General features: G+C 67.6%; 23 protein-coding genes and 2 pseudogenes. 15 read left to right on the forward strand and 10 right to left on the reverse strand.

Annotated elements, in window-relative coordinates; genetic code table 11:
- Window positions 1-186 precede the first annotated feature (186 nt).
- Both OG622_RS31405 and OG622_RS31410 read right to left on the reverse strand, forming a co-directional pair.
- Window positions 187-387, reverse strand: coding sequence for a DUF397 domain-containing protein (locus tag OG622_RS31405; RefSeq protein WP_371579982.1), 201 nt, complete (start codon window positions 385-387; stop codon window positions 187-189).
- A complete protein-coding gene (locus OG622_RS31410) occupies window positions 387-1,232 on the reverse strand; it encodes a helix-turn-helix domain-containing protein (protein ID WP_371579983.1) in 846 nt (281 codons plus the stop codon). The genes OG622_RS31405 and OG622_RS31410 overlap by 1 nt, the downstream gene beginning before the upstream one ends.
- Window positions 1,233-1,435: 203 nt before the next feature.
- On the opposite strand from OG622_RS31410, the gene OG622_RS31415 reads away from it, so the two are divergent.
- Window positions 1,436-2,089: an ATP-binding protein gene (locus OG622_RS31415; protein WP_371579984.1), complete on the forward strand. Its 654-nt coding sequence runs from the start codon at window positions 1,436-1,438 to the stop codon at window positions 2,087-2,089.
- A gap of 14 nt (window positions 2,090-2,103) precedes the next feature.
- Here the strand turns inward: OG622_RS31415 and OG622_RS31420 are convergent, their stop codons facing one another.
- The gene (locus OG622_RS31420) at window positions 2,104-5,265 is read right to left on the reverse strand and encodes a DUF3427 domain-containing protein (protein WP_371579985.1); all 3,162 of its coding nucleotides are present in this window, start codon (window positions 5,263-5,265) and stop codon (window positions 2,104-2,106) included.
- A 148-nt stretch (window positions 5,266-5,413) separates the two neighbouring features.
- On the opposite strand from OG622_RS31420, the gene OG622_RS31425 reads away from it, so the two are divergent.
- Entirely contained in the window at window positions 5,414-6,259 is an 846-nt protein-coding gene (locus tag OG622_RS31425; RefSeq protein ID WP_371579986.1) for a DUF6602 domain-containing protein, read from the forward strand.
- A gap of 19 nt (window positions 6,260-6,278) precedes the next feature.
- Here OG622_RS31425 and OG622_RS31430 read toward each other — a convergent pair whose 3' ends face one another.
- Together OG622_RS31430 and OG622_RS31435 are read right to left on the reverse strand one after the other, a co-directional pair.
- Window positions 6,279-7,394, reverse strand: coding sequence for a hypothetical protein (locus OG622_RS31430; protein ID WP_371579987.1), 1,116 nt, complete (start codon window positions 7,392-7,394; stop codon window positions 6,279-6,281).
- A gap of 307 nt (window positions 7,395-7,701) precedes the next feature.
- A complete protein-coding gene (locus OG622_RS31435; protein WP_371579988.1) occupies window positions 7,702-8,085 on the reverse strand; it encodes a hypothetical protein in 384 nt (127 codons plus the stop codon).
- A 72-nt stretch (window positions 8,086-8,157) separates the two neighbouring features.
- Here OG622_RS31435 and OG622_RS31440 point away from each other — a divergent pair.
- A pseudogene (locus tag OG622_RS31440) lies at window positions 8,158-8,927 on the forward strand (transposase).
- 103 nt (window positions 8,928-9,030) lie between these two features.
- Window positions 9,031-9,207, forward strand: a pseudogene (locus tag OG622_RS31445) (transposase); the annotation flags it as partial.
- 83 nt (window positions 9,208-9,290) lie between these two features.
- On the opposite strand, the gene OG622_RS31450 reads toward OG622_RS31445, so the two are convergent.
- From OG622_RS31450 to OG622_RS31460, 3 genes are all read right to left on the reverse strand, one after another.
- Complete coding sequence (locus OG622_RS31450; RefSeq protein ID WP_371579989.1) at window positions 9,291-9,596, reverse strand: barstar family protein; 306 nt, start codon at window positions 9,594-9,596, stop codon at window positions 9,291-9,293.
- A 130-nt stretch (window positions 9,597-9,726) separates the two neighbouring features.
- Window positions 9,727-10,743, reverse strand: a complete 1,017-nt coding sequence (locus tag OG622_RS31455; RefSeq protein ID WP_371579990.1) for an SEC-C metal-binding domain-containing protein — start codon at window positions 10,741-10,743, stop codon at window positions 9,727-9,729.
- A gap of 199 nt (window positions 10,744-10,942) precedes the next feature.
- Window positions 10,943-12,502 (reverse strand): beta-1,6-galactanase, encoded by a 1,560-nt coding sequence (locus OG622_RS31460; RefSeq protein ID WP_371579991.1) that lies wholly within the window; start codon window positions 12,500-12,502, stop codon window positions 10,943-10,945.
- A gap of 272 nt (window positions 12,503-12,774) precedes the next feature.
- On the opposite strand from OG622_RS31460, the gene OG622_RS31465 reads away from it, so the two are divergent.
- From OG622_RS31465 to OG622_RS31490, 6 genes are all read left to right on the forward strand, one after another.
- The gene (locus OG622_RS31465) at window positions 12,775-13,479 is read left to right on the forward strand and encodes a class E sortase (protein WP_371579992.1); all 705 of its coding nucleotides are present in this window, start codon (window positions 12,775-12,777) and stop codon (window positions 13,477-13,479) included.
- 270 nt (window positions 13,480-13,749) lie between these two features.
- On the forward strand, window positions 13,750-15,084 hold the full coding sequence (locus OG622_RS31470) for a S8 family serine peptidase (protein ID WP_371579993.1): 1,335 nt from the start codon (window positions 13,750-13,752) through the stop codon (window positions 15,082-15,084).
- Window positions 15,081-15,329 carry a hypothetical protein gene (locus OG622_RS31475; RefSeq protein ID WP_371579994.1) on the forward strand — a complete coding sequence of 83 codons (249 nt, stop codon included), beginning with the start codon at window positions 15,081-15,083 and terminating at the stop codon, window positions 15,327-15,329. The genes OG622_RS31470 and OG622_RS31475 overlap by 4 nt, the downstream gene beginning before the upstream one ends.
- A gap of 234 nt (window positions 15,330-15,563) precedes the next feature.
- Window positions 15,564-15,875, forward strand: coding sequence for a DUF6412 domain-containing protein (locus OG622_RS31480; protein WP_037703485.1), 312 nt, complete (start codon window positions 15,564-15,566; stop codon window positions 15,873-15,875).
- Window positions 15,876-16,047: 172 nt separating this feature from the next.
- Window positions 16,048-16,857, forward strand: a complete 810-nt coding sequence (locus OG622_RS31485) for a YidC/Oxa1 family membrane protein insertase (RefSeq protein ID WP_371579995.1) — start codon at window positions 16,048-16,050, stop codon at window positions 16,855-16,857.
- 147 nt (window positions 16,858-17,004) lie between these two features.
- Entirely contained in the window at window positions 17,005-17,862 is an 858-nt protein-coding gene (locus tag OG622_RS31490) for a fumarylacetoacetate hydrolase family protein (protein WP_371579996.1), read from the forward strand.
- Between the two features lie 290 nt (window positions 17,863-18,152).
- Here the strand turns inward: OG622_RS31490 and OG622_RS31495 are convergent, their stop codons facing one another.
- Both OG622_RS31495 and OG622_RS31500 read right to left on the reverse strand, forming a co-directional pair.
- Window positions 18,153-18,668, reverse strand: coding sequence for a heme-degrading domain-containing protein (locus OG622_RS31495; protein ID WP_371579997.1), 516 nt, complete (start codon window positions 18,666-18,668; stop codon window positions 18,153-18,155).
- Window positions 18,665-19,750 carry a Gfo/Idh/MocA family oxidoreductase gene (locus tag OG622_RS31500; protein WP_371579998.1) on the reverse strand — a complete coding sequence of 362 codons (1,086 nt, stop codon included), beginning with the start codon at window positions 19,748-19,750 and terminating at the stop codon, window positions 18,665-18,667. The genes OG622_RS31495 and OG622_RS31500 overlap by 4 nt, the downstream gene beginning before the upstream one ends.
- 56 nt (window positions 19,751-19,806) lie before the next feature.
- On the opposite strand from OG622_RS31500, the gene OG622_RS31505 reads away from it, so the two are divergent.
- From OG622_RS31505 to OG622_RS31525, 5 genes are all read left to right on the forward strand, one after another.
- A complete protein-coding gene (locus OG622_RS31505) occupies window positions 19,807-20,982 on the forward strand; it encodes an ROK family protein (protein ID WP_371579999.1) in 1,176 nt (391 codons plus the stop codon).
- Window positions 20,983-21,208: 226 nt separating this feature from the next.
- Window positions 21,209-22,150, forward strand: a complete 942-nt coding sequence (locus OG622_RS31510) for a cell wall protein (RefSeq protein ID WP_371580000.1) — start codon at window positions 21,209-21,211, stop codon at window positions 22,148-22,150.
- 136 nt (window positions 22,151-22,286) lie between these two features.
- Window positions 22,287-23,066 carry an HAD-IIA family hydrolase gene (locus OG622_RS31515; RefSeq protein ID WP_371580001.1) on the forward strand — a complete coding sequence of 260 codons (780 nt, stop codon included), beginning with the start codon at window positions 22,287-22,289 and terminating at the stop codon, window positions 23,064-23,066.
- Between the two features lie 138 nt (window positions 23,067-23,204).
- A complete protein-coding gene (locus OG622_RS31520) occupies window positions 23,205-23,918 on the forward strand; it encodes a hypothetical protein (protein ID WP_371580002.1) in 714 nt (237 codons plus the stop codon).
- A 9-nt stretch (window positions 23,919-23,927) separates the two neighbouring features.
- Complete coding sequence (locus OG622_RS31525; protein WP_371580003.1) at window positions 23,928-24,632, forward strand: class F sortase; 705 nt, start codon at window positions 23,928-23,930, stop codon at window positions 24,630-24,632.
- The last annotated feature ends 554 nt before the right edge of the window (window positions 24,633-25,186 follow it).

Raw genomic sequence — 25,186 nt, forward strand, 5'->3', positions numbered from 1 at the left:
CTCGCGTCTGAGGTGAGATCTTTCTGGGGGGTGGGGTGAACATGTTCGGTCCTGGGCCTGTTCCCTGAAGTCGACGGTCAGGAACAGTTGGACGGCGTCCAGTACGTAACGGCGGCTCCACTCGGTGCCCTGAGTACGAAGAGCATCCGTCGCGGGCCCTGACTAAAGTACAAAAAATGATTGGTCTCAGCTTCCCAACGTCGTGTTTTTAAGTGCTTCTGTGAATGAATTCCATGCTTGACCTCGAACAACGACTAGAGCTTCTCTGGAACGCTTTGAATCGCGTATGAGAGTAGCGTCTCCGGTGTGCGCGCACTCGACACATTCTGTCCCGCTCCCTCCGCTGTAAGAGGACTTGAACCAGAAGTGTTTGGGCAATGCGGTCATCACGTCTCCTTTTTAAGACGGTCGATCAGTGTCGCTGAAGACTCAAGATCGAGCGCCTGCGCGCTCAGGTACTGGAACGCCAACCTATAGCGCCCCAGTTCCTGAGGCTTCTCCATGAAGAGCCCCCCACCGAGCAGGTCGACGTAGATCACGTCCAGTTCGGGCTTCGGGCCGCGCAGGATAGCGAAGCTGCCAACTGCCGCTGCATGAGCGCCTGTTGAGAAGGCGAGTACTTGGACTGTGATGTTTGGGCGCTCGCCCATGATGAGTAGGTGTTGTAGCTGCTCGTGCATGACTTCACGCCCCCCGACCCTGCGCCGGATGGCTGCTTCGTCGATAACGCACCAGACGTGCGGGGGCTCGTCCCGTTCAAGGAGCTCCTGTCGCTTCATTCGGATGTCGACCATGTGCTGCACTTCCCGCTCCGCGCATTCGACCTCCGAAGCTCGGTGAACGGCTTCCGCGTACTTGCGGGTCTGGAGCAGGCCAGGGATGTACATGCAGGCGTAGTGGTCTTCGCGTACAACCTCGTCCTCAAGCGTGAGCATGAGGTTCATGGAGTCGGGGATCGGATCGTCGAGCGACCGCCACCAGCCCTGAATTTTGGCTCCCTTTGCGAGCTCGACCAGAGCCAGACGTTCTTCGTCGATGGCTCCATACTCGCGGCAAAGGGCGTCCACGGCCGGCCACTTGACTGTGCCTTCTTTCGTCTCGTAGCGACTCAGCGTCGCCTTTGAGATGCCTACGCGTGTGCCTGCCTCCTCAAGGGTCAGCCCCTTGAGCTCGCGAAGGCGGCGCAGGTCCGCACCTAGTTGGCGCCTGCGCGTGGTGGGTCCAATTGGCATGTTTGCTGCCCTTCGTATCGATCCGTTAGATCGTCCTGGTTGCCTGGATAGGTCGGCAAGATGGTGTGCGCCGGGGGCGTGAGGTGTGACAGCGCGCTCCTACTCCAACGCTGATGAGAGTTCCATTTTGAGACTTCCAGTGCAACTCTAAGTGTGCGGCTGGATGCGTTGCGCAACTTGATGCAGGCGAGAAGGAGTTGAGCATGGACTGCACGATCTGCATGCCAAGGAAGCCCTGGGATCTTCAGTTCCTGGCGGAGCCCGAGGAAGTTGCAGCTCTACGGCGTGTGCTGAGGGTTCACTTGGGGCTCTGGGGCCTCGACGATCTCATCGACGCAGCTCAGCTCTGCGTCAGCGAGCTCGTTTCCAACGTGATCACTCACGTCGGTCCTGGTACTCCCACCACCCTCGCGGTTTCCATGGAGAGCACCCGCTTGCGGATCGAGGTCCATGACCCCGATACTCGCGCTCTGCCCATGCTCCTGAGTCAAGGCGTCAACTCCGAAAACGGAAGGGGAATGGAGCTCATTGCCCTCATCGCTGACCGGTGGGGCGTCCAGCTCTTCGCCGATCGCAAGGTGACGTGGTGCGAGCTCCCTACCGCCTTGATCTCGCCCGACGGGCATCGCGGGGGGCCCCACGTTACGAGAGCGGAGGAGGTGCTCTGCCTCTACACCGCGGCAGAGCCGCCGCCCGCAGCTGGGTCCGGTCGGCTGCGTGCAGCTACGGGAGAGGAAGCAGCGATCGGTGCTATTGCTGATCTTCTCCACTGGCTCCGGGCGCATGGCAGGGATGCTGATGACGCATTGGACCGAGCCCAGATGCGCTTTGCAGCGGAAGTGGGGGTGGTGGGCTGACTCGACCTGTGGCGCTACCCGGCTTTGATCGTCGAGTACGTCCACACGTCCGCTGGCATCTCGTGCTTCAGCTTCCACGTGATCGCCATCGGTTTGCTTCCGGTGTGCTTCTCGTACTCAGCCGGGCCGAGGAGTATCCACGGCTGGGCGCCGCCCATGTCGGTGCTCTTGTAGCGGCGCACGAAGAGCAGGACGTGGCTGCCCTCAGCGACATGATGCTGATAGCGCAGGCCAGTGGGGGAAGCCACGGAAGTCTGATTCTGGGACTCCCAGTGGAAGAGAGTCTCGCTCTGTGCGTAGTCGTGGTACCTGGTCTGCGGCGAGAAGTCCTTCTCGTCTTTCTCCAGCGTGATGAGGAGCGCGTCCGTCTTGATCGAGTCGCACCACTTCACGCCCTCGCGGAAGTCGGCCGGCATGAAGCCGCCGATGTACGACTGCCCCAACGCAGGCAGGATCTCTTCGCGGCTGTACGAGGCATGCACGGTGAGGGGGACGCCTCCCTGACCACCCAAGCCCAAGAGAGGGATTGGTACGTGCTCGGTGTGGGCGAGGTTGTACTCCAGTACCTGGCGCAGCTCACTGCGGACCGCGTGCTGTTTTTGCAGGGCTGCAAACCCGGCGTCGTAGTTGGCGTACCCCTTGCGGACGATGCCGCCGAGTGGCCACAACTGGAAGAAGAGCATACGAGCATAGGCCTGCCCCTGCTCGTCCAGGGCGGTGTAGGCGGGGGCATCGTCTTCCAACATTCGCGTGTACGCGGCGACCCGTAGCGGGTCGTCCACGTGGAGGAACGCGGAGATGCGCTTGAGCAGTGCGGCCTCGCCTTCCGGAGCCTCACCCTTCAGGAGGCCGGAGCGGCGGAGTAGACCCGTCCAAGCGTTTCCGTTGCCCCGGTACAGCTCCTTGAGCTCGCGCCCGCTCTCGTCGAGGTAGCGGCTGAGTTTCAGCTCGGCGTAGTCCGCCACCTCGCGCGCCAGTGCTGTGACGTTGACGCCGATCTGGTCCTTGATGTTGGCGATGATGGTCTTCTTGGCCTTCTCCTCAAGGATGATCTGGCAGCCGGACGGGAGCTGCGGGAAGTCGTGCTCGATGTTGTCCAAGAGCCGCTTGCGGGTCAGGTTCGTCAGGGCGCGGAACTGGTTCTCGAAGCGGAATTCCTTGCGGTGCTGGCCGATGAAGTCCAACACGGTCAGCACCGCCTTGTTTTCGGTACGCCGGAGACCTCGGCCGAGCTGCTGCAAGAACACCGTGACGCTGGAGGTGGGGCGTAGCAAGAGCAGAGTGTCTACGTCGGGGATGTCCAGGCCCTCGTTGAAGAGGTCGACCGAGAAGATCACCTGCAACGCCCCGGAGGTGAGGTCAGCCAGGGCCTGCTTGCGCTCCTCGGCAGAGGTCCCGGCAGACAGGGCAACGGCGTTGAGGCCAGCCTTGCGGAAGGACTCCGCCATGAAGTGCGCATGCGCAACAGAGACGCAGAAGCCCAAGGCGCGCATGGCACTTGGATCGGCGACTTTCTCCTCAACGGCCTTCAAGACCAGCAACGCCCGCGCGCGGTTGGCGGACAACACATCGCTCAGCGCGCTTGCGTCGTACGCCCCGCGATGCCACTTCACCGCACTCAGGTCGGTGTTGTCGCTGATGCCGAGGTAGTGAAAGGGGCTAAGTAGGTCGTTCTCCAAGGCCTCCCACAACCGCATCTCGGCAGCGATGCGCCCATCGAAGAACTCGTCCTGGATGTTCTTGCCGTCCATGCGCTCGGGAGTCGCAGTCAGTCCAAGCAGCTCCAGCGGCTCGAAGTGATCGAGGATCTTCCGGTACGTCGGCGAAGTCCCGTGGTGGAACTCGTCGATCACGATCACGTCGAAGTGATCAGCAGCGAGCTGGTCCAAGGTGCGCGCGTTCAGTGACTGCACGCTGGCGAAAACATGCGTCCAGCGCTCCGGAATCTCCCCGCTGTGCAGGGATTCGCCGAAGTTCGCGTCGACCAAGACGTCTTGGTAGGTCCGTAGGGACTGCTGGAGAATCTCCTTGCGATGAGCGACGAACAGCAGCCGCAGGTCACGGCCGTGCTTCTTGCGTAGCTGCTTGTAGTCCAGTGCTGCCATCACGGTCTTGCCGGTACCTGTCGCCGCGACCAGCAGATTCTGGTGCCGGTCATGCACTTTGCGCTCGACTTCGAGGCGCTCCAACATGTCGCGTTGATGGGCGTAGGGTCGTACTTCGAGACCGGACAGGGTGATCCTGCGATCCGAGGCTGAGGTGTTCGAGGTGCCCCCGGCGATCGCCAATGCTTCCTGGAGTCGAGCGCCGTCGGTGTCCGGGTCGTACAGCTCGAAGGACGGGTCGCTCCAGTACGCCTCGAAGGTTGCGTCGAACTTTCGCAATACGTCGGGTGTGGCGATGGACGACAGCCGGACGTTCCACTCCAACCCGTCGAGCAGCGCGGCCTTGGAGAGGTTGGAGCTGCCGACGTACGCAGTGTCGTAACCGCTCTTTCGCCTGAACAGCCAAGCCTTGGCGTGGAGGCGAGTTGACCTCGTCTCGTAGTTGACCCTGACTTCCGCGTTGAACTCCCGCACCAGCCGATCCAGTGCGCGCCGCTCGGTGGCACCGATGTACGTCGTCGTGATGACACGTACGGGCACGGCCCGTTCGCGGGCTGCCTTCAAGGACTGCTCGATGATGCGCAGACCGTGCCACTTCACGAACGCGCAGAGCAGGTCGACGCGATCAGCAGTGGCGAGCTCTGCACGCAACTCGAAGCCCAGGCTGGGGTCTTCCGGTGCGTTGGTGATGAGTGCGGTGTCGGAGAGTGGGATACCGGGTCGGACAGCGAAGACACCGGGGGCCTCCTGTCGGGTCAGCGCCAGGAGTTGACGAGGTCCGTCCGCCACCAACTCCACCCACTCCTGTGCTCCCTTCAGCGTGCTGATGGACTCCAGGATGTGGTTCACCGCGTAGACCCGCTCCTCGGCAGGGAGGCCTTGCAGTACGCGACGTACTGTCCGGGCGATGTGCCTTGCTAGGACGTGGGGTACGGATTCGGCTCCCACCGTGTCGCTCACCGGATGCCATCCGAGGTTTGCGAACTCCTTCAGCGTCTGCTCGAAGCGCACGGTGATGAGCTGCTCGTACGCCCCCACGGCCGGCTGCGCGAGATCCCCCGACTCAGACACTCTGACTCCCTTGAACGCTCAGCAGTTGTGCCCATGTGTAACAGAGGGCGCTGACAGTGCGCAGAGGATGGCCGACTGCTGGATGGGGGAGAGGGCCGAGTTGCCTTCCGTAGCTGCAGTGGCCGGTGTACCTGCCTAGAATTATTTCATGCCTCAAGAGAAACTTGGAAGCATCCTCAGCTCAGTTGCCATGCGGATGCGCGCAGACTTCGAGCAGTCCAGGAACTTCAGTCACAACGGAGAAGCGGGAACTTCCCGAGAAGCTCTTGTTCGTGAGTTTCTCGCCAGCTATCTGCCATCCCATGTGGAAACGATACATAACGCCGAGATTGTCACTGCTTCAGGGGAGACCTCTCCTCAGTGCGACATCGTTCTCGCGGATCGAGGTACCCCACCCTTCACTACTCTGAACGGGTATCGAATCCTCCCAAATGAGTGCGTTTATGGCGTTGTCGAAGTGAAGACCAAACTGGACAAGGATCAACTCGTAGACGCGTGTAACAAGATCAGCAAGCTGCGGAGTATGTCGAAGAATTCATATCGCCCGACGCCTGGCCTTATCTCGCGGAAAACGTCGGCCTACGGGAAAACTTACGACTTCTTCCCAACCTCTGGGATCATCATCGCCTTTAGTAGTCTCAAATTGGAGACCATTGGTAGTCACCTCATGGAATGGTGTCAAACCCGGCCGCCAGTCGAATGGCCTGATAGTGTCTGGGTGCTGGGCAAGGGGCAACTTCAGTGGCAGAACCCCGTTGATCATCTGCTCGAACGCTCACCCGGGCCGGGGTCACTGCTCGCGCAAATCGATACGGATGCATCTCAGGATATTTTACTGGCTCTCGCGCTGCACTTAAATATTCACTTCTCTGATGCGTGGATGAATCCGCTGGACCTTGTGCCGTATGCGGGAGCCACTCGCCTCGGCGTTATTTCGCGTCGCTGGCGCATGACTCCCGCGGGTAGGCCCCTTAAGATGTTGGAAGGCCCGTGAGGGAGAAGGCGCCAATGGGCTAATCGGCGGGTAATGATTCCCCGATGAAGCTACCATTTTCTGTTCTGTATACTATTTCCACTCCGTGCGATTTACACAGGTCGAACATGTCCAGGTCGGGCGCTGCTGGGAGAAGGATGACGCGCTTGGGCGGCTCGGGGTGATCCTTGGTCCGCACGTAACGGCTGTAGTCCAGAATCTGTCCCAGGGCCATTCTTACTTCCTCACGTGCGCTAGAACCTTTGGCTTCGTAGAGCACATGTTCCGTCGCGTCATAGAGATCTGTCTTTAGGGTGGACGTGAGGCCTTTGACTTTTATCTGGAAGGCGCCGGTTTTATGTCCGACAGATTTCAGATAGGCCATGTAGGTGCGAGTCAGTTCGGCTTCACGGCGAACGGCGATGTGGGCAGCGGCGGACGAGCGGAGACTCATCTTCTTATTGAAAGCCTCTGACACGACAAATGTGCCACTGGTGGCAGAATTCTCGGCAGCCTTTCGTGGAGGGCTCGCTTTTTTCTTTCGCTGCTTGGAAGTTAGCATTTCCCCGGTAGTCGCGGGATCACGATGGAGGGTGGCCGCGGTCACTATCTCGAAGGGGACAAGTTCCCAGGTGGTATCTGTCGCGGCTGGGATCAGGTTCTTTGATGAGCGCTGAAAGTCCCCATCTGGCCGAAGGCAAAAAACGATTACGTTGCGTTCCTTGCCGTCCTCGCCGTGTACTCTGCGCCACACGTAAGGTTCCAGTGTGTCCAGAGTGAATTCCCCGAGGTACTGATGAGTCTTGGTTCCACTATTGGGAACTAAGCCGACCTGTGTGAAAACTCGTAGCGTTCGATTCTGTTCAGCGTGACGTAAGATGGCTCGGTTGCCTGAGCCCGCGATCCCGGCGAATGTCTGGTTGCCGGACTTCCCAGCCCCGGTGTACTCGAAAGTGGGCCCCAGTTCGTCTTCCTCGACCAGCCAGCCATCGTAGTATCCGTTGACCTCTCCGACAGCGGGGTCCGAATAGAGGTTGACACTCTGCTTTTCAACGGAGGGGCATATGCCGCCTTGTCCGCTTCCTCCGAATGCCTGCCTGATCTCTGCCCGCGTGCGCACATCTCCGGGAACGATCGCGCTAGCCTTGGTCGTCATGTCATGACCCTAACAACTGTCAATTCGGTGACATGAGTGGGTGGCGGTGATGAGCGAGCCCGTGAGCTAGGGAAGGCTCGTCGATGTCGGCGTGTGGCTCCGAGCTCACCCGCAGGTGTCGGGAGCCCTTTGTCGTTGCCCGACTAGGCCCGAGCGGCTGTCGCGTTGGCCTTCACCAGTGGGAGCCCTGCGGACGGCAGGCCCTGTTCCAGCGGCCGATTTGGCTCGAAGCTGACACGCTCCTCCGGGCTCCCTAAGAGTTGTCCCGTAACTGCTGGTCACAGTTAGCCGTTGGCGCCGGCCGACGTCAGCCGAAGAGGAGGTCGACGTCCTTCTCGATGCAGAGCTGCAGGACGACCACGAACTGGCGGGCGTCGTCGAGGTGGCGTTGGAGGAGCGGGTCGATGCTTCCCTCTTGCGGCTGGTCGGCGATCTCTCGCAGGCGGGGCAGGATCGCGGCGCACTGGATCGGTGTCAGGTCGGGGCCGTCGTCGTCGGGATGATTGAGGAGTGGTGCCAGGGTGGTGAAGACGTCGTTCCAGGGGCGCTGTCCACCGAAGCCGCCCATCTCGTTTAGTTCGAACCCCTCGGCCTGCGCCAGCCACCGCCGGAACACTCCGAAGCCGGTGTGGGACCAGGACACATCCGGGCTGCTGGTGTCGTCGTCTCCTGGGAACAGAACGAGCCCCACGTGTCCTCCTCGTTGACCGAGCCCACAGGATCGGCCTGAGGAACGGGCGACGGCAACTGAAATGATCTCGCCGTGGCTGGTGTGATCACGGCGTCGGAGCCGTCCTGGAAAGCCCGTTCACCGGGTTGAGCCCGCGTCAGTTCAACAAGCAGATCAGCGCGTTGCGTTGTGAGGGTGCGGATCCGGTGCGCAAGGGCAGGCCGTGGAGCCTGCCCCTGGAGGATCGGGTTCTGCTGGTCGCCGCGTACTGGCGCACCAACCTCACACTGCGCCAACTCGCACCACTGTTCGGGGTGTCGAAGTCCGCGGCCGATCGCATGGTCGACGACCTCGGCCCGGCGCTTGCGCTCCAGCCACGCAAGCGGTTCCGCCGGGACACCGTGCTGATCGTGGACGGCACCCTGGTGCCCACACGCGACCACACCGTCGCCGAGCAGTCGAAGAATTGCCGGTACTCCACCAACCATCAAGTCGTCATCGACGCCGACACACGACTCGTCGTCGCTGTCGGCTGGCCACTGCCGGGCAACCGCAACGACTGCAAGGCATGGGAGTTGTCCGGCGCAAAGGAGGCCGTCGGTAAGACCACGGTCATCGCGGACGGCGGCTGCCGGGGCACCGGCCTGGTCATCCCTCACCGCCGCGAGAAGGGCCAGACCGAACTCCCGGCCTGGAAGGAGGAACACAACACCTCCCATCGCAAGGTCCGCGCCCGCGTCGAGCACACCTTCGCCCGGATGAAGACCTGGAAGATCCTCCGCGACTGCCGTCTCAAGGGCGACGGCGTCCATTACGCCATGCTCGGCATCGCCCGCCTCCACAACCTCACCCTGGCCGGCTGACGAAGAACAGGCTGGTCAACGAACACATCGTCGATCATTTGCGGGACAGCGCTTAGGGCGCGCTAGGGCGTGTCTCTTTGGTGGGCTGGTCAGTTGATCAGACGTGTCCATCCGGTTAGTGATCACTGATGCGATGTGGGGCCAGATCAAGCCGCTGATGCCGGCCAATCCGGTCCGCGGTCGGCGGTGGGCCGACCGCCGCCGCACCCTTGAAGCCATCGCGTGGAAGTACCGCACCTGTTCGCCGTGGCGGGACCTGCCGGACGAGCTCGGTTCCTTCTAGACGGCACACAAAGGCCTGATCAGGTGTGCCGTCGACGGCACCTGGCGGCCATCCTCACCTGATCCCGCTCGACGCGGTGATCAGAGCAGCTCGTGCACGACCAGTCGCGACTGCTTCCCCGAAAAGGCACTTCGCAGGGCGCGGGCCTCACGGTTCCGGGCAGCGAAGACTCCTTGCTTGTCCACGTGCACGACCAGGACGTCGTAGCTGTCGATGGCCTCGGAGATGCCTCGTGTCTGGATGGTGTCCCGCCAGGCTTCCGTGTTCCGGCCGAACCACCCCGGCAGTCCGCAAGGCTCAGTTACGGCGTCCCAGAAGTCGTCGAGCGTCTCGATCGGCCTACCCCGCAGGTCAACCACCAGTTCCGACTCAATCCTTTTGGTCATCAGGACAGAGTAATCAACCCTCATCTAAGGCGGCGGCGCTCTTTGTGCACGAGGGAGTAGTCCCTCGTGGTGCCGAGCCGGGTTGCTGAGAGGGGCGCCCCGGGTGGGTTGCCCCGCACCAGCCTGTTGATCACCCCTCGCTACCGTGGCACTCCCCATAAACCCGCCCCGACCCACACCAACAAGCGCGCCCCCGCTGCGGCGGCCACTCCACAGCCAACCCCCGCGCAGCCAACGTCGTCGCGTACTGCGGCAGCAGTGTCGCGTCGGCCGGGGAGGAGCCCTCCGAGGCGGCGAAGGCCTCGTAGGACGGGACCGTGCCCGTGACGATGCCCAGGTTCGGGGTGCCTGAGGAGGAGAGCTCTCGTAGCGAGGACTCTATGGTCGCCAAGTGCTCCTCGTGGGACGGGTATTCGGTGGAGAGGCCCGGGTACGCCGTTACCAGTTCGCTCAGTTCGTTCGCCGGCCAGTGGAGGACCGCTACCGGGAAGGGGCGGGACAGGGCCTCGCGGTAGGCGCCCAACTCTGCCCGTAGGCGGGAGATTTCGGCCTGGAGTTCCGCCGGGTTGTCCGAGCCCAGGGACCACACGCGCTTCGGGTCGTGCAGCTCGTCCAGGGAGACCGAGGAGGAGTGCTGGGTGTCCGCCACGGCGTCCCACTCGTCGTGGACCGAGCCGAGCATGCGGCGGACGCGGTGGCGGCCGAAGAGGAGGGCGCGGGTGGCGTACGGGGGTTCCGGGACGTCTGTCAGGAGGAGGGTCACGGCTGCCGTGAAGGTGTCCTGGGCCGCTTCCAGCTCGTCGTGGGACTCCAGGGCCTCGGCGACGATCACCCAGGGGGCCGGGTCACGCGGGGCCGCGGCGCGGACTCCGTCGATGATCGCGCGGGCCTCCGCCTCGTGGCCGTACTCCCAGAGGTTGGCGGCTTTCAGCGCTCGTACGAGGTGGGGGTTGTCGAGAGGGACGGACGACGACAGTAGGCGGTCGTAGAGGGCCGTCGCGGTGGGGCGGTCGCCGGAGAGTTCCCGGTGGGCCGCGGCCTGCAGGAGCAGGTGCTCGGCGTCCTCCGGGTAGAGGTCGGCGGTCCGCTCCAGGCGTGCCGCTTCGGCGTTGTGGTCGACGTTCTCGGCAGGCGTGTCGGGGCGCATGGACGACACGGTACTGCCCCATGGGGGACGGAGGTGAGGTACGGGTTGAGGTAGGTGCAGGGGTGCGGGGAGCAGGCCAGGGCGCCGCGGGAAGCGAGAGCGTCCTCCGCGCCGGGCCGCCCCGAGCCGGGGCGCGGGCCGGGGGTGACCCCCGGCCCGCGCGCCCGCGCTCGGCTCCGGTCCGACTCCGGTCGGCTCCTTAGATCGTCACCCCGTCGATCTGCAGTGTCTGCACCGCTCCCGCCGCGAACGGCACCGCCACCGACTTGCCGCTCAGGCGGGTGTCCGAGTAGGCGCGGTAGCGGTCGCTGCCGCCCGAGGTGTGGGTGTTCCAGCGGGGGACCAGGCCGTTCGTGCCGCCGGTCACCGTGGTGAAGCCCGAGAGGTTGAAGGTGAAGGTCTGGGCGGAGGTGGCGGTGTTGATCGCCACGATCACCAGGCGCTTCGCCGCCGCGTCGTACGCCGCCGCCGTGTAGCTGGAGCCCGTGTCCAGGATGGTCATTCCCGGGCGGATGTGGCGGCTGAACTGTGCCATTACGTAGTACTTGGTCTGGACCGTCGTCGGTTGGAGGGTGTTCGCGTCGTACGCGATCATCGCCCAGCCCGCCGTCGGGTCCATCACCTGCCAGTAGACCCAGGCCGTGGGGTGCAGCCAGCGGAAGTCGTAACAGAGGTTGCGGGCGAGGGTCCAGCCCGTGCCGTCGCTGTCGCCCGTCTCCGAGTTCCAGAGCTTCTTGCCGGCGGTGGTGACCACGTCCGTGTACAGGAGGTCGCGGCGGCCGTTCGCGCCCTGGTAGCCGTGTACGTTCACCTGGCTGACCAGGGACTTCGTGGAGGCGCCGAAGGAGTTCCACGTCGAGCGGGCCGTGTCGATGTTCGTTTCGTCCGAGGCTGCGATGCGGACCGACGTCAGGCCGCGCGCGTCCAACTCGCTGCGCATGTACGGGAGTACGGCGGCCTGGACCGCCGGGTCCATGTGGCAGCCCTCCTGGGTGCCGGTCGCCGTCCACCACGACGCCGCCGGCTCGTTGAAGGGGTCGACCGTCGCGAAGTTCACGCCCCAGTTGTTCTTCGCACGAAGGGCGACCGCCGCCAGGTGGGAGGCGTGCTGGCGGTAGTTCCAGGTCTGGAGGTTGTTGCCGCCGCCGGACGCGCCCGAGGGGTTGTGGTTCGAGCACATCCACCACATGGGGGAGTTGGCGAAGAGTTCGGTGGTCGCGCCCCGGGACACCGCCTTCGTCAGGGCCGCGCGTTGGTTCGTGTCCGCCGTCCAGTCCCAGGCGGAGGAGTTCGGGTCCTCGTTGTTCCAGTCCTGCCAGAAGCCCTCGATCTGCTTGAACGCGGGGATGTTCGCCGACTCGACCATGGTCGAGCCCTCCACCGTGTTCCAGCTGCTCGCGCCGAGGTTGTAGCGGGCGATGTTCATGCCCAGGCCGGGCAGGGCCGTGCCGTTGTACGTCGTCGTCTTGGTGGTGAACCACAGGTCGGCGAAGTCGTCCCGGGCGCCGAAGACGTTGGCCCACCAGGCGAGCGAGGTGCCCCAGCCTTCCCAAGTGCCGTACTTCGTCGCGGGGTTGATGGCGATGGTCGCGTCCGCGTGTGCCGTGCCCGTGCCGAGGGCGGTGCCGACCACCGCGCCGCCGGCCGCGGCCAGGAGGGCTCTGCGGCCGAAGGCCGTCGGGGGGCCTTCGGTGGCCGGGGCCGGGGTCTCCGCGGTGGGTTTCGCCTGGTTGTCCTTGGGGTCGGGGAATGCAGTCATGTCAGCTCCGGGGGATGCGGGTGCCGAAGGGAGGGAAAGGTGGGGTTGGGGGACCGGCCACCTTCCGAACTGCTCGGTGCAACAACTACGCAGTGCAACAACTCTCAATGCCGGACAACTGCTCAGTGCAGGTAGCTACTCGGTGCGGGCAACTGCTCAGTGGGGACAACTGCTCAGTTGCGCCATCGGAAGAGTCAGGGGTGAAAGGTGAGGTTGTCGAGAGGTGTGACAGCGCTTTCTCCTCTTTCTTTCAAGGGTTGTGAGAAGGGGAGATGAAAGTCGCCCACTCCCGTGCGCTCCGGGTCGCCGCCGAGTGTGCCGTCACCCTCGGGCTCGTCCTCCTGCTCTTCGTCGCCCATCAGCTGTGGTGGACCAACCGGCAGGCCCAGGAGGGGGCGGCTCGGGAGGTGGCCGCGCTGGAGAGGGACTGGGGGAGGGAGCGGTCGGCCACCGGTGACCTCGACGAGGGGCGGGTACCGCTCGCCGCCCCGGCCCCGCTCACCGGGCCGTCCACGTCGCCACGCCCGGCCGAGGCCTACGCCGTCCTCGTCATCCCCCGCCTCCACCTCCGCGTGCCCGTCGCCGAGGGGGTCGGCCGGGCGGACGTCCTCGACAAGGGGTACGCCGGGCACTACCCGGGGACCGCGCAGCCCGGCCGGCCCGGGAACTTCGCGCTCGCCGGGCACCGCAACACCCACGGCGAGCCCTTCCGCCACCTCGACCGGCTCGAACCCGGTGACGAGGTCCGCGTCGAGACCCGGGACGCCGTCCACACGTACGTCGTCGACCGGACGCTCCCGCAGACCGCGCCCGGCGACGGCGGGGTCCTGCGGTCCGTCCCGCGCAGCGACGTGCGGCCGTCGTACGGGTACGGCGAGCGCGGCCACTACCTCACGCTCACCACCTGCACGCCCGCCTACACCTCCACGTACCGCCTTGTGGTGTGGGGGAAGCTCCGGTCGGTGCGGCTCAGGTGAACGGGGGCCGTTGCCAGGGCTGTGGGGCCGGCTCCTGCCACGTGCGGCGGCACTGTGTTGCCGACCTTCGCGCCCGATGCGACGGTGTTCGAGGCGCCTCGCGCAGGCAACGGTCCAGCACGGACTGCGTCGCCGGAGGCGATGGCGCCGCGCGTCGACGCGCGGCTCGGCCGCGCCCACGAACCTGGCGCATCCTCAACTGCCGACGCCCCATGATTCGACGCGCGTCCACGAACCCTCGGGGGTAGCGCACAGAAAGCGGGAAATTCAATGGCGAACGGACCCATGGACAGGCGTGCCTTCGACGGGCAGCCCAACCGACCCAATGGTGCCGCCACCGGCCAGGGTGCGGAGTACACCGGTCGGTACGTGGTCCTGCTCGACCCGAGCAACCAGGAGAGCGGACTGAACGCACTGCGTTCCTCCGCCGACATCGCGACCGTCGAACGTGTCCGCGGAACCGAGGTAGGGAACGTCTCCGAACTGCTGGAGCGACCCGACGTCTCGGTGCACTTCGAGGAACTGGCCGCCGCCGTCGTCGAGGTGCGGCCCGACCAGCGCCACGCGCTGGTGACCGCGGCCGAGGCCGACCCGGCGATCATCGCGGCGGAGCCGGAGCGCATGGTGTACGCCATGCCGATCACCGCCCCGACGCAGGCGCCGACCGAGTTCTACCCGGCCTACCGCAGTGACGACGAGGTTGTCGACCGCCACACCAGGGCCGAAATCGCCGCCGCCCAGGGCCCGGCCTCGGACGAACAGAGCTTCACCTGGGGCCTGCAGGCGATCCGGGCGAACCTGACCCATCTGACCGGACGCGGTGTGATGGTCGCCGTCCTCGACACCGGCGTGGACATCACCCACCCGGACCTGGTCGGGTGCATCGAGGACACCATGTCCTTCGTGGTCGGCGAGGCGGTCGAGGACCGCAACGGCCACGGCACCCACTGCATCGGCACCGTCGCCGGCCCGGCCAAACCCCAGGAGGGACCCCGTTACGGCGTTGCCTGCGACGCCCGCATCCTCGCCGGAAAGGTCCTCAACAACAGGGGCAGCGGCACCGACGGCCAGGTCCTGGCGGGCATGGCCTGGGCCGTCGCCCGTGGCGCGCGGGTGATCTCCATGTCGCTCGGCGCGGGGGTCCAGCAGGGTGAGCTCTTCCCGCAGACGTACGAGATCCTGGCCAAGCGCGCGCTCGAGCGCGGGACAGTGATCGTCGCCGCGGCGGGCAACGAAAGCGAGCGGCCCCCGGTCATTCAGCCTGTCGGCCGGCCCGCCAACTGCCCCTCCATCCTCGCGGTGGCCGCTCTCGACAGGGCACTCACACCGTCGTCCTTCTCCAACGGAGGCGTCAACGGCCAGGGCGGCGAGATCAACATCGCCGCTCCCGGCAGGGACGTGCGCTCGGCTGCCCCTGGTGGCAGGTACCAGAACCTGAGCGGCACGAGCATGGCAACGCCGCACGTCGCGGGTGTCCTCGCCCTGCTGGCCGAGGCGCACCCCAACGTGTCCGCGGCCGATCTCGTGGCCCGTCTGAAGGCCGGCGCGTTCCCGATGGCGCAGCCCGTCAGGGATGTCGGCTCGGGCCTGCTCCAGGCCCCGTGAGCGAGGCGTCCCCGTCCGAGCCGGTCGGGGTCGTCCTCGCGGTCGACCCCGACCGGTTCGCGGAAGTCGTCGAGGCCCTACGCCGGGCCGGACTGACGGTCACGGGCGAGCAGCCGATCGTCGGCACGCTCTCCGGAACCGTCGCGGAGGAACGGATCCCGGTCCTGGAGGCGATCGACGGCGTCGAATCGCTCGACCGGGAGCGCGTCATCCGGCTTCCCCCGCCCGACTCCCCGATCCAGTGAGCCGGAGGACCGCCCCGGACAGGCCCTGCCGTCCGGGGCGTTTCTCCGTCTTCCTGGCCACCGCCCAGAACCCCCGGCCATCCAGCAAGGCGACCCACTGCCCACCGCCCCGATCGTCAGTGGCGTCCTGTATAAACGGAAAGGGTGACCGGCCGTACGGGCCGAAAGTGCGTCACCAAGGCATGAGGCCGAAGCGACAGCATGAGGCCGAAGCGTCAGAAGGGGGAGTGAGCCATGTTCCGGGCCTGGGCCGATCCGCGCCCCGTCGCCGTGCTGCTCCTCGTCCTTTTCGAACTCTCGGTGCTGGACACCGGCACGCTCTCCGCTGCCGTCGCCTTCGCCGCGACCGCCGCGGCCGGCTCCGCGTTCGCCGCCTGCGCGGTGATCGCCTCGCGCTGCGCGCCCGTCGTGCCCCGTACACGCGTACGGACAGCCATACGGGACCGTGAGCGCCGTACGGCGTTCCTGTCCCAACGTGATCCCGACGCTCGCGGCCGTACACGGCCCCGGGCGCCCGGACGTGCCCTCCTGACGGCCACCGCGTAGGGCACGCTCCCAGCCAGCTGACGTAGTACCTGTCTGCACGTGCCCTTTCCGCGGGCCGTCGCGCCATTCCCCGGGTCACCGGACGACATCACCCGACGGCGTCACCGAACGACGTCTCGTCCCCGGACGACCCCTTCCTGGCACGACGAGACCCCCTGGAGGGCTCCCACTCATGTCCGTTTTCGCCGACCTTGTCGCGCGCCTCGCCGATCTGCTCCAGCCGCTGTTCCACGCCTCCGCGACGGCCGTCGCGATCGTCCTGTTCACGGCACTCGTACGGCTGCTCGTGCACCCCCTGTCCCGGGCGGCGGCGCGGGGGCAGCGGGCGCGGGTCGCGTTGCAGCCGCAGATCGCGGAGCTGCGGAAGAAGCACGCGAAGAACCCGGAGAAACTGCAGAAGGCCATGCTGGAGCTGCACACGAAGGAGAAGGTGTCGCCGCTCTCCGGCTGCCTGCCCAGCCTCTGCCAGCTGCCGGCCTTCTTCCTCCTCTACCACCTGTTCTCCAACCGGACGATCGGCGGCGAGGCCAACGCCCTCCTCACCCACCGGCTCTTCGCGGCCCCGCTCGGCGACCGCTGGCACGACGCGCTGGGCGACGGCGGCGTGTTCGGGGCGCAGGGGCTCGTCTACGTGGGCTTGTTCGTGATCGTCACCGGGGTCGCGGCGTTCAACTTCCGCCGTATGAAGCGGATGATGGCGGCGGGTGCGGCCGGGATGCCGGCCGTGTCGGACGAGCAGGTGCCCGGGATGGCGGCCAGCATGGGGGCCGTCAGCAAGTTCATGCCGTTCATGTCCTTCTTCACGCTGGTCAGCGTGGCGGTGGTGCCGCTGGCGGCCGCGTTGTACGTGGTGACCAGTACGACGTGGAGTGCGGTGGAGCGGGCCTTCCTCTACCCGCTGCCCGTGACCGCGGCCGGGGCCGCTGCCGGTACCAGCACCGGCAGCGGTACCGGTGCCTCGTCGGCCGCCGCCGCCCGGTAGAGCGGCGGGCGGGGAGGAGCGGGGCGTGGGGCGGTCCAGTCCGTGAGCCGGGTATTGCGGAGTGGACCGTGACCTTGGAGGATCGACCAGTCCTCCGATGGCTGCACCCATCGGTCGGGCGGCGGACGATCGAGGGAGATGGCGACCATGAAGCTGCTGCGAGTCGGTACGGCGGGTGCGGAGCGCCCCGCGCTGCTCGACGCCGAGGGAGTCCTGCGGGACCTGTCGGGCGTCGTCCCGGACATCGACGGCACGCTGCTCGCGGACGACGAGGCGCTCGGGAGGGTCCGGGCCGCTGCCGAGAGCGGTGAGCTGCCCGTCCTGGACGCGGCGGGGCTGCGGATCGGGCCGCCGCTCGCCCGTATCGGCAAGATCGTCTGCATCGGGCTCAACTACCACGACCACGCGCGTGAGACGGGGTCCGAGCCGCCCGCCGAGCCGGTGATCTTCTTCAAGGCGGCGGACACGGTGGTCGGGCCCCACGACACGGTGCTGGTGCCGCGCGGGTCGACCAAGACGGACTGGGAGGTCGAGCTCGCGGTCGTCATCGGGCGTACGGCCCGGTACGTCGAGTCGCGTGAGGCGGCGCTCGCGCATGTCGCCGGGTACGCCGTGTCGCACGACGTGTCCGAGCGGGAGTTCCAGTTGGAGCGCGGGGGCACGTGGGACAAGGGCAAGAACTGCGAGACGTTCAATCCGTTGGGGCCGTGGTTGGTGACCGCGGACGAGGTTCCCGATCCGCAGAAGCTGGGGCTGCGGTTGTGGGTCAACGGGGAGTTGAAGCAGGACGGGACGACCGGGGAGCAGATCTTCGCGGTGAGTGAAGTCGTGCGGTACGTCAGTCAGTTCATGACGCTCTATCCCGGGGATGTCATCAACACCGGGACGCCGGCGGGGGTGGCTCTGGGGGAGCCTGAGCCGAAGCCGTTCCTTCGGGCCGGGGCTGTGGTGGAGCTGGAGATCGATGGGCTCGGCCGGCAACGGCAGGAGTTCAAGAACGCGTAGGCGCTCCGCTTGGGGGCCGGGTGCCTGAGGGGGTGGGGGCTGCGGTTCGTTGGTGGCTGCGGGCTGGGTGTGGCTTGTCGCGCAGTTCCCCGCGCCCCTGAAACGCGTGGGTTCCCTTGGTCGTAAAGCGCCGCGGAGTTCGCCGTGGCCCTGAAAACGCGTGGGTTCCCTCGGTCGTAGAGCGGCGCGGAGTTTGCCGTGGTCCTGGAAACGGGCAGTTCTCCCCGGTCCTGAAGCATCGTGCGGTTCTCCGCGCCCCTGGGTGAAGGGGCGCGGCTCGGACCCGGTAGTTACAGGTCGCGCTTGAAGCGTTCCAGTGCTTCCACCACCATCGCGTGGTCCTCCAGTTGGGGGAGGCCCGAGACCGTGACCGTGCCGATCACGCCTGTGCCCTCTACCGCCAGGGGGAAGGAGCCGCCGTGGGCCGCGTAGTGGTCGGGGTCCAGGCGGGACGAGGCTTCGAAGGTCGTGCCCTTGGCTCGGAAACGGGCGCCGATGAGGTAGGAGGAGTTGGCGTAGTGCTCCACCACTCGGCGTTTGCGGTCGATCCAGGCGTCGTTGTCCGGGGTCGAGCCGGGGAGGGCGGCGTGGAAGAGCTGTTGGGGGCCGCGGCGGATGTCGATGGCGACGGGGGCGTTCCGCTCACGGGCCAGGTCCACCAGCAGGGAGCCCAAGGTCCAGGCGTCCTCGTGTGTGAACCGGGGGAGCATCAGGCGGCGTTCCTGGGCTTCGAGTTCGTCGATGCTCGGGGCGGCGGGGGCAGAGGCAGGGGAGGGGGAGGGGGAGGTTTTGGCGTCGGTTGTCACAGCTTCACCGCCACACCTTCGCTCGCCGACTTCCGCGCCGCTTCCAGTACGTCCAGCGCGGCGGCCGCCTCGTGTGCCGTGACCGGGTTCTCGCCGGTGCCGCGCAGGGCGGCGGCCACGGCCGTGTAGTACGCCGGGTAGTCGCCCGGGAGGGTCGGGACGGGGCGGCCGCCGTCGGTCAGCGGGGAGTCGCCGGCGCCCACGCGGCCCCAGAGGTTCTCGGGTTCCAGGCCCCAGTCGGCGCCGGGCGCGGGACGCTCGCCTTCGCGGAGGGCCGCTTCCTGGGGGTCGAGGCCGTACTTGACGTAACCCGCCTCGGAGCCCAGCACCCGGAAACGCGGGCCGAGTTGGGGGGTGACGGCAGAGGCGTAGAAGTGGGAGCGGACGCCGCTCGCGTGGGTGACGGCGATGAACGTGTCGTCGTCCGTCTCGGCGCCGGGGCGGCGGAGGTCGGACTCGGCGTACACGAGGGCGGCGGGGCCGAAGAGGGTGAGGGCCTGGTCGACGACGTGGCTGCCCAGGTCGTAGAGGAGACCTCCGATCTCTGCGGGGTCGCCGGACTCGCGCCAGCCGCCCTTGAGTTGGGGGCGCCAGCGTTCGAAGCGGGACTCGAAGCGACGGACCTCGCCCAGCTCGCCGTCGGCGAGGAGCCCCCGGAGAGTCAGGAAGTCGTTGTCCCAGCGGCGGTTCTGGAAGACGGAGAGGAGCAGGCCCCGGGAGTCCGCGAGGGCGGCCAGCTCGCGCGCCTCGGCCGCCGTACCGGCGACGGGCTTGTCGACGACGACCGCGAGGCCCGCCTCCAGCGCGGCGGTGGCTACGGGGACGTGCGTCTTGTTCGGGGAGGCGACGACGACCAGGTCCAGCTCCTCCGCCCGGCCCCACAGCTCGTCCGCCGTGGCCGCGAACCGTACCTCCGGGAACTCGGCGCGGGCCTGTGCCCGCCGCTCCGGGTTCGAGGTGACGACCGTGTCGAGGGTCAGGCCCTCCGTCGCGGCGATCAGCGGGGCGTGGAAGACGGAGCCGGCGAGGCCGTAGCCGACCACGGCGACGCGTAGGGGCCTGTCTGTGCTGGTGCCTGTCATACCGCCCACTTAAGCAACGCTGTTGCCAAAGTGCAAGCGCGAGGGACAATGGAGGGGTGAACGGCAACGGCAACGGCAACGGGCGTACCGCAGGAGTGACCGGCGTGAATCTTCTCGCCCTGCGCAGCCACAACGGAGCGCTGGTGCTGGACCTGCTGCGTACCGCCGGCCTGGCCGGGATAAGCCGGCTCGAGCTGGCCGACCGGACGGGGCTCACCCCGCAGGCCGTCAGCAAGATCACCGCCCGGCTGCGCGCGGACGGGCTCCTGACGGAGGCGGGGTACCGGGCGTCCACCGGGGGCAAGCCGCGCACCGTCCTGCGACTCGTGCCCGACGCCGGGCACGCGGTCGGCCTCCACCTCGACCGCGACGAGCTGACGGCCGTGCTCTGCGATCTGACCGGCGCGGTGGTCGCGGAGCGGCATGCGCCGCTGAACCTGGGAGCCGGGGCGGATACCGTGGTCGAGGGTGCCGCGCGGGAGGTGGAGGCGCTGCTGACGGGGGTGAGCGAGAGCCGCACCGCGATGCCGGTCGACCCCGCACACGATTCCTACGGCTCTCCCCTCCTGCCCGTACTCGGCGTCGGTGTCGCCCTCCCCGGCCCCCTCGACCATCTGCACGGCGTCCTGCACCGGGTCACCGGGTTCCCGGAGTGGGACGGGTTTCCGCTGCGGGCGGCGCTGGCGCGGCGGCTGGGGATGCCGGTGGTGGTGGACAAGGACACCAACGCGGCGGCGCTCGGGCTCGCGGCGGTCTCGGGGGCGCACGGCTCCTTCGCCTACCTCCACCTCGGTACGGGGCTGGGCGCCGGGCTCGTGATCGACGGGGCGGTGCACCGGGGGGCCCGGACCCGGGCCGGTGAGTTCGGACATCAGGTCGTCCAGCTGGACGGGCCGTTGTGCGAGTGCGGGAACCGGGGGTGTGTCGAGGCGCTGTGCCTCGCGGCGATGGCGCGGGGAGACGTGGACGAGGCGGCGCGGGTGCTCGGTACCGGTGCCGCGAACCTCGTGGGGCTCCTCGACATCGAGCTCGTCCTGCTGGGCGGGCGCACGGTCGAGGCCCGGCCCGAGGCGTTCGTGCGGGGGGTGGGGTTCGTGCTCGACGCGTGGGCCCGGCGGCAGGGAGAGGATCCGGACGTGCCGGTGCGGGCGGTCGAGGGCGGGGCGTCGTGGGTCGCGGAGGGGGCGGCTCAGTTGCTGCTCGCGCCGTTGTTCGGGCGTGCGGACGGGTGAGGGGCCTTCGAGGCGGTGCTCAGGGCCGGTCCGGCCCGATGTCCGGGTCGGTCCCGTCCGACGGCCCCGTCCGACAACCCGGTCCGACGGCCCGGTCCGACGGCCCGGTCCGGTCCGGCAGGAAGCGCCCCTCGCTCGGCTGATCGAGCGGACTTCCGCCCCAGTCCTCCGCCCCCAAGGCGTGGCGGGGCCCCTTGGCGCAGGCAGATGGCATGGTCATGTGTTCATGCGACTGTGTCCCTGTCTGCCCCTCGCCCTCGCCACAGCGGCCGCCCTCGTCAGTGGTCCCGCGGTGGCGCTCGACGGTGCCCCCGAGCCCTCGCTCGCGGCAGCGGACGACCGTGAGCCCACCTGTGCCGGTGCCGACAGCGGCGCCTTCCCGATCCGGACCCGTATCCGTGGCGGCCCCGCCACCTACGTCGCCGGCGGCGGCTTCCACACCTGGGCGCTGGAGCTCACCAACACCACCTCCCGTACCTGCGCGAACATCCATCCGGTGGTCGTGCTGGTGGACGGCGCCCGCACGTTGAAGCGGACGCAGCCGCAGCTGGAGTTCTACGAGGACGCCAAAAGCACCACTGCCCACCCGGTGACCTTCGAACGGACCGACTCGGACGAACTGGTCGGGGTCCTCGGCGGAGATGGGGACGGCGGCGGAACAGGCTTCACCGTGCCGCCCGGCCGCACCCTCACCGTCAGGGTCCGCCTCGCCCTCACCTCCGACGCGGCCGTACCGAACGACGTCGTGGCGAAAGCGGCCGTCGTCGAGCGGCGGGGCGACGACGGCGAGTGGGTGGGGGAGTCGGACGACTACCGTTTCCGGATCACCGACGGAGAGGAAGACGGAGAGGAAGACGGAGAGGAAGCCAGGGAGGAAGACGGGGAGGAAGCAGGGGAGGAAGCAGGGGAGGAAGACGGAGAGGAAGACGGAGAGGAAGCAGGGGAGGAAGACGGAGAGGAAGTCGGGAAGGAAACCGGAGGGAAAGAGGTCGACCAGGACGGCGGCGGTGCCGCGGACGGTGATCCCGAGGCCGTACGGAGCGGGCGGCCGCACGCCGACGAGCTGGCCGAATCGGGTACGCGCGAGGCGCTGCCCTATGTGACCGGGCTTCTCCTCCTGTCCGTCGGCGGGCTCCTGGTGGTGGCCGTCCGCCGACGTGCCCGCTGACCTGATGAGGACGATCTCAGCGGCCAAGATCGGCCTCCTCTTTTCAGCCAGGCCTCACTAGGGTTGGGGCGGACTCGGACGTACGGATGTACGGACGTACGGCGGGAAATCGACAGAGGCCGGCAGGAGATCGCACATGGCAGAGCGCAAGCCCATCGAGTCGTGGCTCACCGACATGGACGGTGTGCTCATCCACGAGGGCGTGCCGATCCCGGGCGCCGATGCCTTCATAAAGAAGCTGCGCGAATCCGGGCGCCCCTTCCTGGTGCTCACCAACAACTCGATCTACACAGCGCGTGACCTGCACGCACGCCTCGCCCGCATGGGCCTGGACGTGCCCGTGGAGAACATCTGGACCTCCGCCCTGGCGACCGCACGGTTCCTGGACGACCAGCGGCCCGGCGGCACGGCGTACGTGATCGGCGAGGCGGGCCTGACGACCGCGCTGCACGACATCGGGTACGTCCTCACCGACCACCAGCCCGACTACGTCGTCCTCGGAGAGACCCGCACATACTCCTTCGAGGCCATGACGAAGGCGGTACGGCTGATCAACGGCGGCGCCCGGTTCATCGCCACCAACCCGGACGAGACCGGCCCCTCCACCGAGGGCCCGTTGCCGGCGACCGGAGCCGTGGCCGCGCTGATCACCAAGGCGACCGGGCAGAAGCCGTACTTCGCGGGCAAGCCGAACCCGCTGATGATGCGCACCGGCCTGAACGCGATCGGCGCGCACTCCGAGACCAGCGCGATGATCGGCGACCGCATGGACACGGACGTCCTCGCGGGCATCGAGGCCGGGATGGAGACCTTCCTCGTCCTCACCGGCCTGACGACCTCCGCGCAGATCGAGAAGTTCCCGTACCGCCCGTCGAAGGTCGTGAACTCGATCGCGGACCTCGTCGACCGCATCTGAACCCGCTGAGTCCACCGAACCCGTTGAGCCCCTGGGCGGCGGGATAAACCTCCGGACACCCGTACGGAGCAGCCGCGGGCCCTCCCCGGATGCGGCCCGGTGTCCGGCGGGGGAGTCTCAGGTGTCTGGAGGTTCACCATGGGCTCATTGAGAGTCGCTCTCTGTGCCGCCACGGTGGTGGCGGCCGCGCTGACCGCGTCGGCGTCCCCGGCCCGCGCGGCCGATTCGGGAAACGTCTCGGTGGTGCCGGCCTCACCGGCGCCCGGCAGCGACATCCAGGTGCGGGCCGAGGGCTGCGGGGGCAGGTCCGGAACGGCCGCCTCGAAGGCGTTCGTCGCGGACGCGCTGCTCACCCAGCTCGGAGGCAGGAGCCTCGGCACGCTCGCCGGGGAGACCCGCGTACGGTCCTCGCTCGAACCCGGCACCTACGAAGTACGGATCACCTGCGACGGCAAGGAAGACAAGGTCACGGGGGCCATCAAGGTCGGCGACGGGAAGCCCGCCGGCCACAAGCCACCGGCCACGGAACCAGCGGCTTCCAAACCGCCGGCCACGGAACCACCGGCTTCCAAACCGCCGGCCACCAGGCCCGCCTCCTCCCCGCGGCCCTCGTCCCCCGCCTCCCCGGTCGCCCCCGTGCGGGCGGGCGGCGGCGGAGCGGCGGCCCGGCTCGCGGCGGCCGGGTCGGCGGACGGGCGGGGCTCGGCCGATCCGGCCAACTTCATGGACGACGCCCGGCACGCCGGCCCCGGCACCCGCCACGCGGTGGTCGGGCTGATCCTCGTCGGGGTCGCGGCGGCGGCGGTCGTGGCGCGGGGCGCACGCCGGAGCCGCACCCGCGGTACGGAGTGAGGAGGCGCCGTGTCCGGACGGGACTACTTCGACGACGACGGCGGAACCTGGGATGAGACCAGGTCCGGCGGCGGAACCGGCCGTGTCGTCGCCGGTGTCGCCTGGGCCGTGCTGCTGCTCGGCCTGTGGCTGTGGAGCCTGAAGGTCACCGACGTACGTGCGGGTGGGTCCGCGCCGACCACCGGCGACGTGGCGGCGGTCGGGCGGCCCGCCCATGCGGAACTGCCGCCCGCCGCCGAGCCGTTGAGAGGCGCGCGCCCGCAGCGGCTGGACATCCCCGCGATGGGTGTGCAGGCGCCGGTCGTGGCGCGCGGCCTCGACCGGGAAGGGGCGATCGAACCGCCCTCCTACGGTCAGCCGGGCGTCGTCGGCTGGTACGCGGGCGGTGCGCGGCCGGGGGCTACCGGCACCGCGCTGTTCGTCGGGCACGTCGACACCGAGACCCGGCCCGCCGTCTTCTACAAGCTGAGCGCGCTGCGCGTCGGCGAGAAGATCCGGGTCGCCCGCAGCGACGGGCGGATCGTCGAGTTCACCGTGGACGACGTCCAGGTCATCGGCCGCAAGGACTTCGACGCCCAACAGGCCTACGGCGTACGGCAGTCGGGGCGCGCCGAACTCCGCCTCGTCACCTGCGGCGGCACCTTCGACAAGACGAGCCGCACCTATACGGCGAACGTCGTCGTCTCCGCGTACTTGAGCGGGACGGGACCTTGAGTGGAACGGGACCTGACGGGAACGGGGCCCGCCTGAGCGTGATCCCGACCCGGAACTCCCGACCGGAACAGGATCCCGACCTGAACAGGACCGTGAGAGCGGCCCCCGGGAGTGCACACCTGGCCCGGTCGACGACCCGCTCCCCCCTGGGGGCGCCGACCGGGCTGGTCCTCGACCGTGCGCGCTCGGGCTGCGGGAGTAACCCGACGGCGACACGGGAGGTCTTGCGACTCGGACCACCCGGAAGGGCACGACAGGCCGGGGCCGGGGGCCGGGGCCGTTCGTCTGCGACTCTAGAGCGTGCGGGCGCCACCGGCTAGAGGCTGTTTGACGCCAAGTCGACAAGCCGTGGCTCTATGTCATCAGTCCAGGTGAAGGCGGGACGGCAGGCTTCTTCCGCGAGTCGGCCGTCCTGGTGCTCCGCCCGGCGATACGGGCGGATTCCGCCCCCATCCGCACACGCCTCCCACCCGTCGTGGTCAGGAGTGACAGCTTCTCGGCCAAGGCGGCGACGACCCCGTGGGCGAGGCGCAACTTATGTCAGGATTGGTGCT

Source organism: Streptomyces sp. NBC_01314 (assembly GCF_041435215.1).
GTDB lineage: Bacteria > Actinomycetota > Actinomycetes > Streptomycetales > Streptomycetaceae > Streptomyces.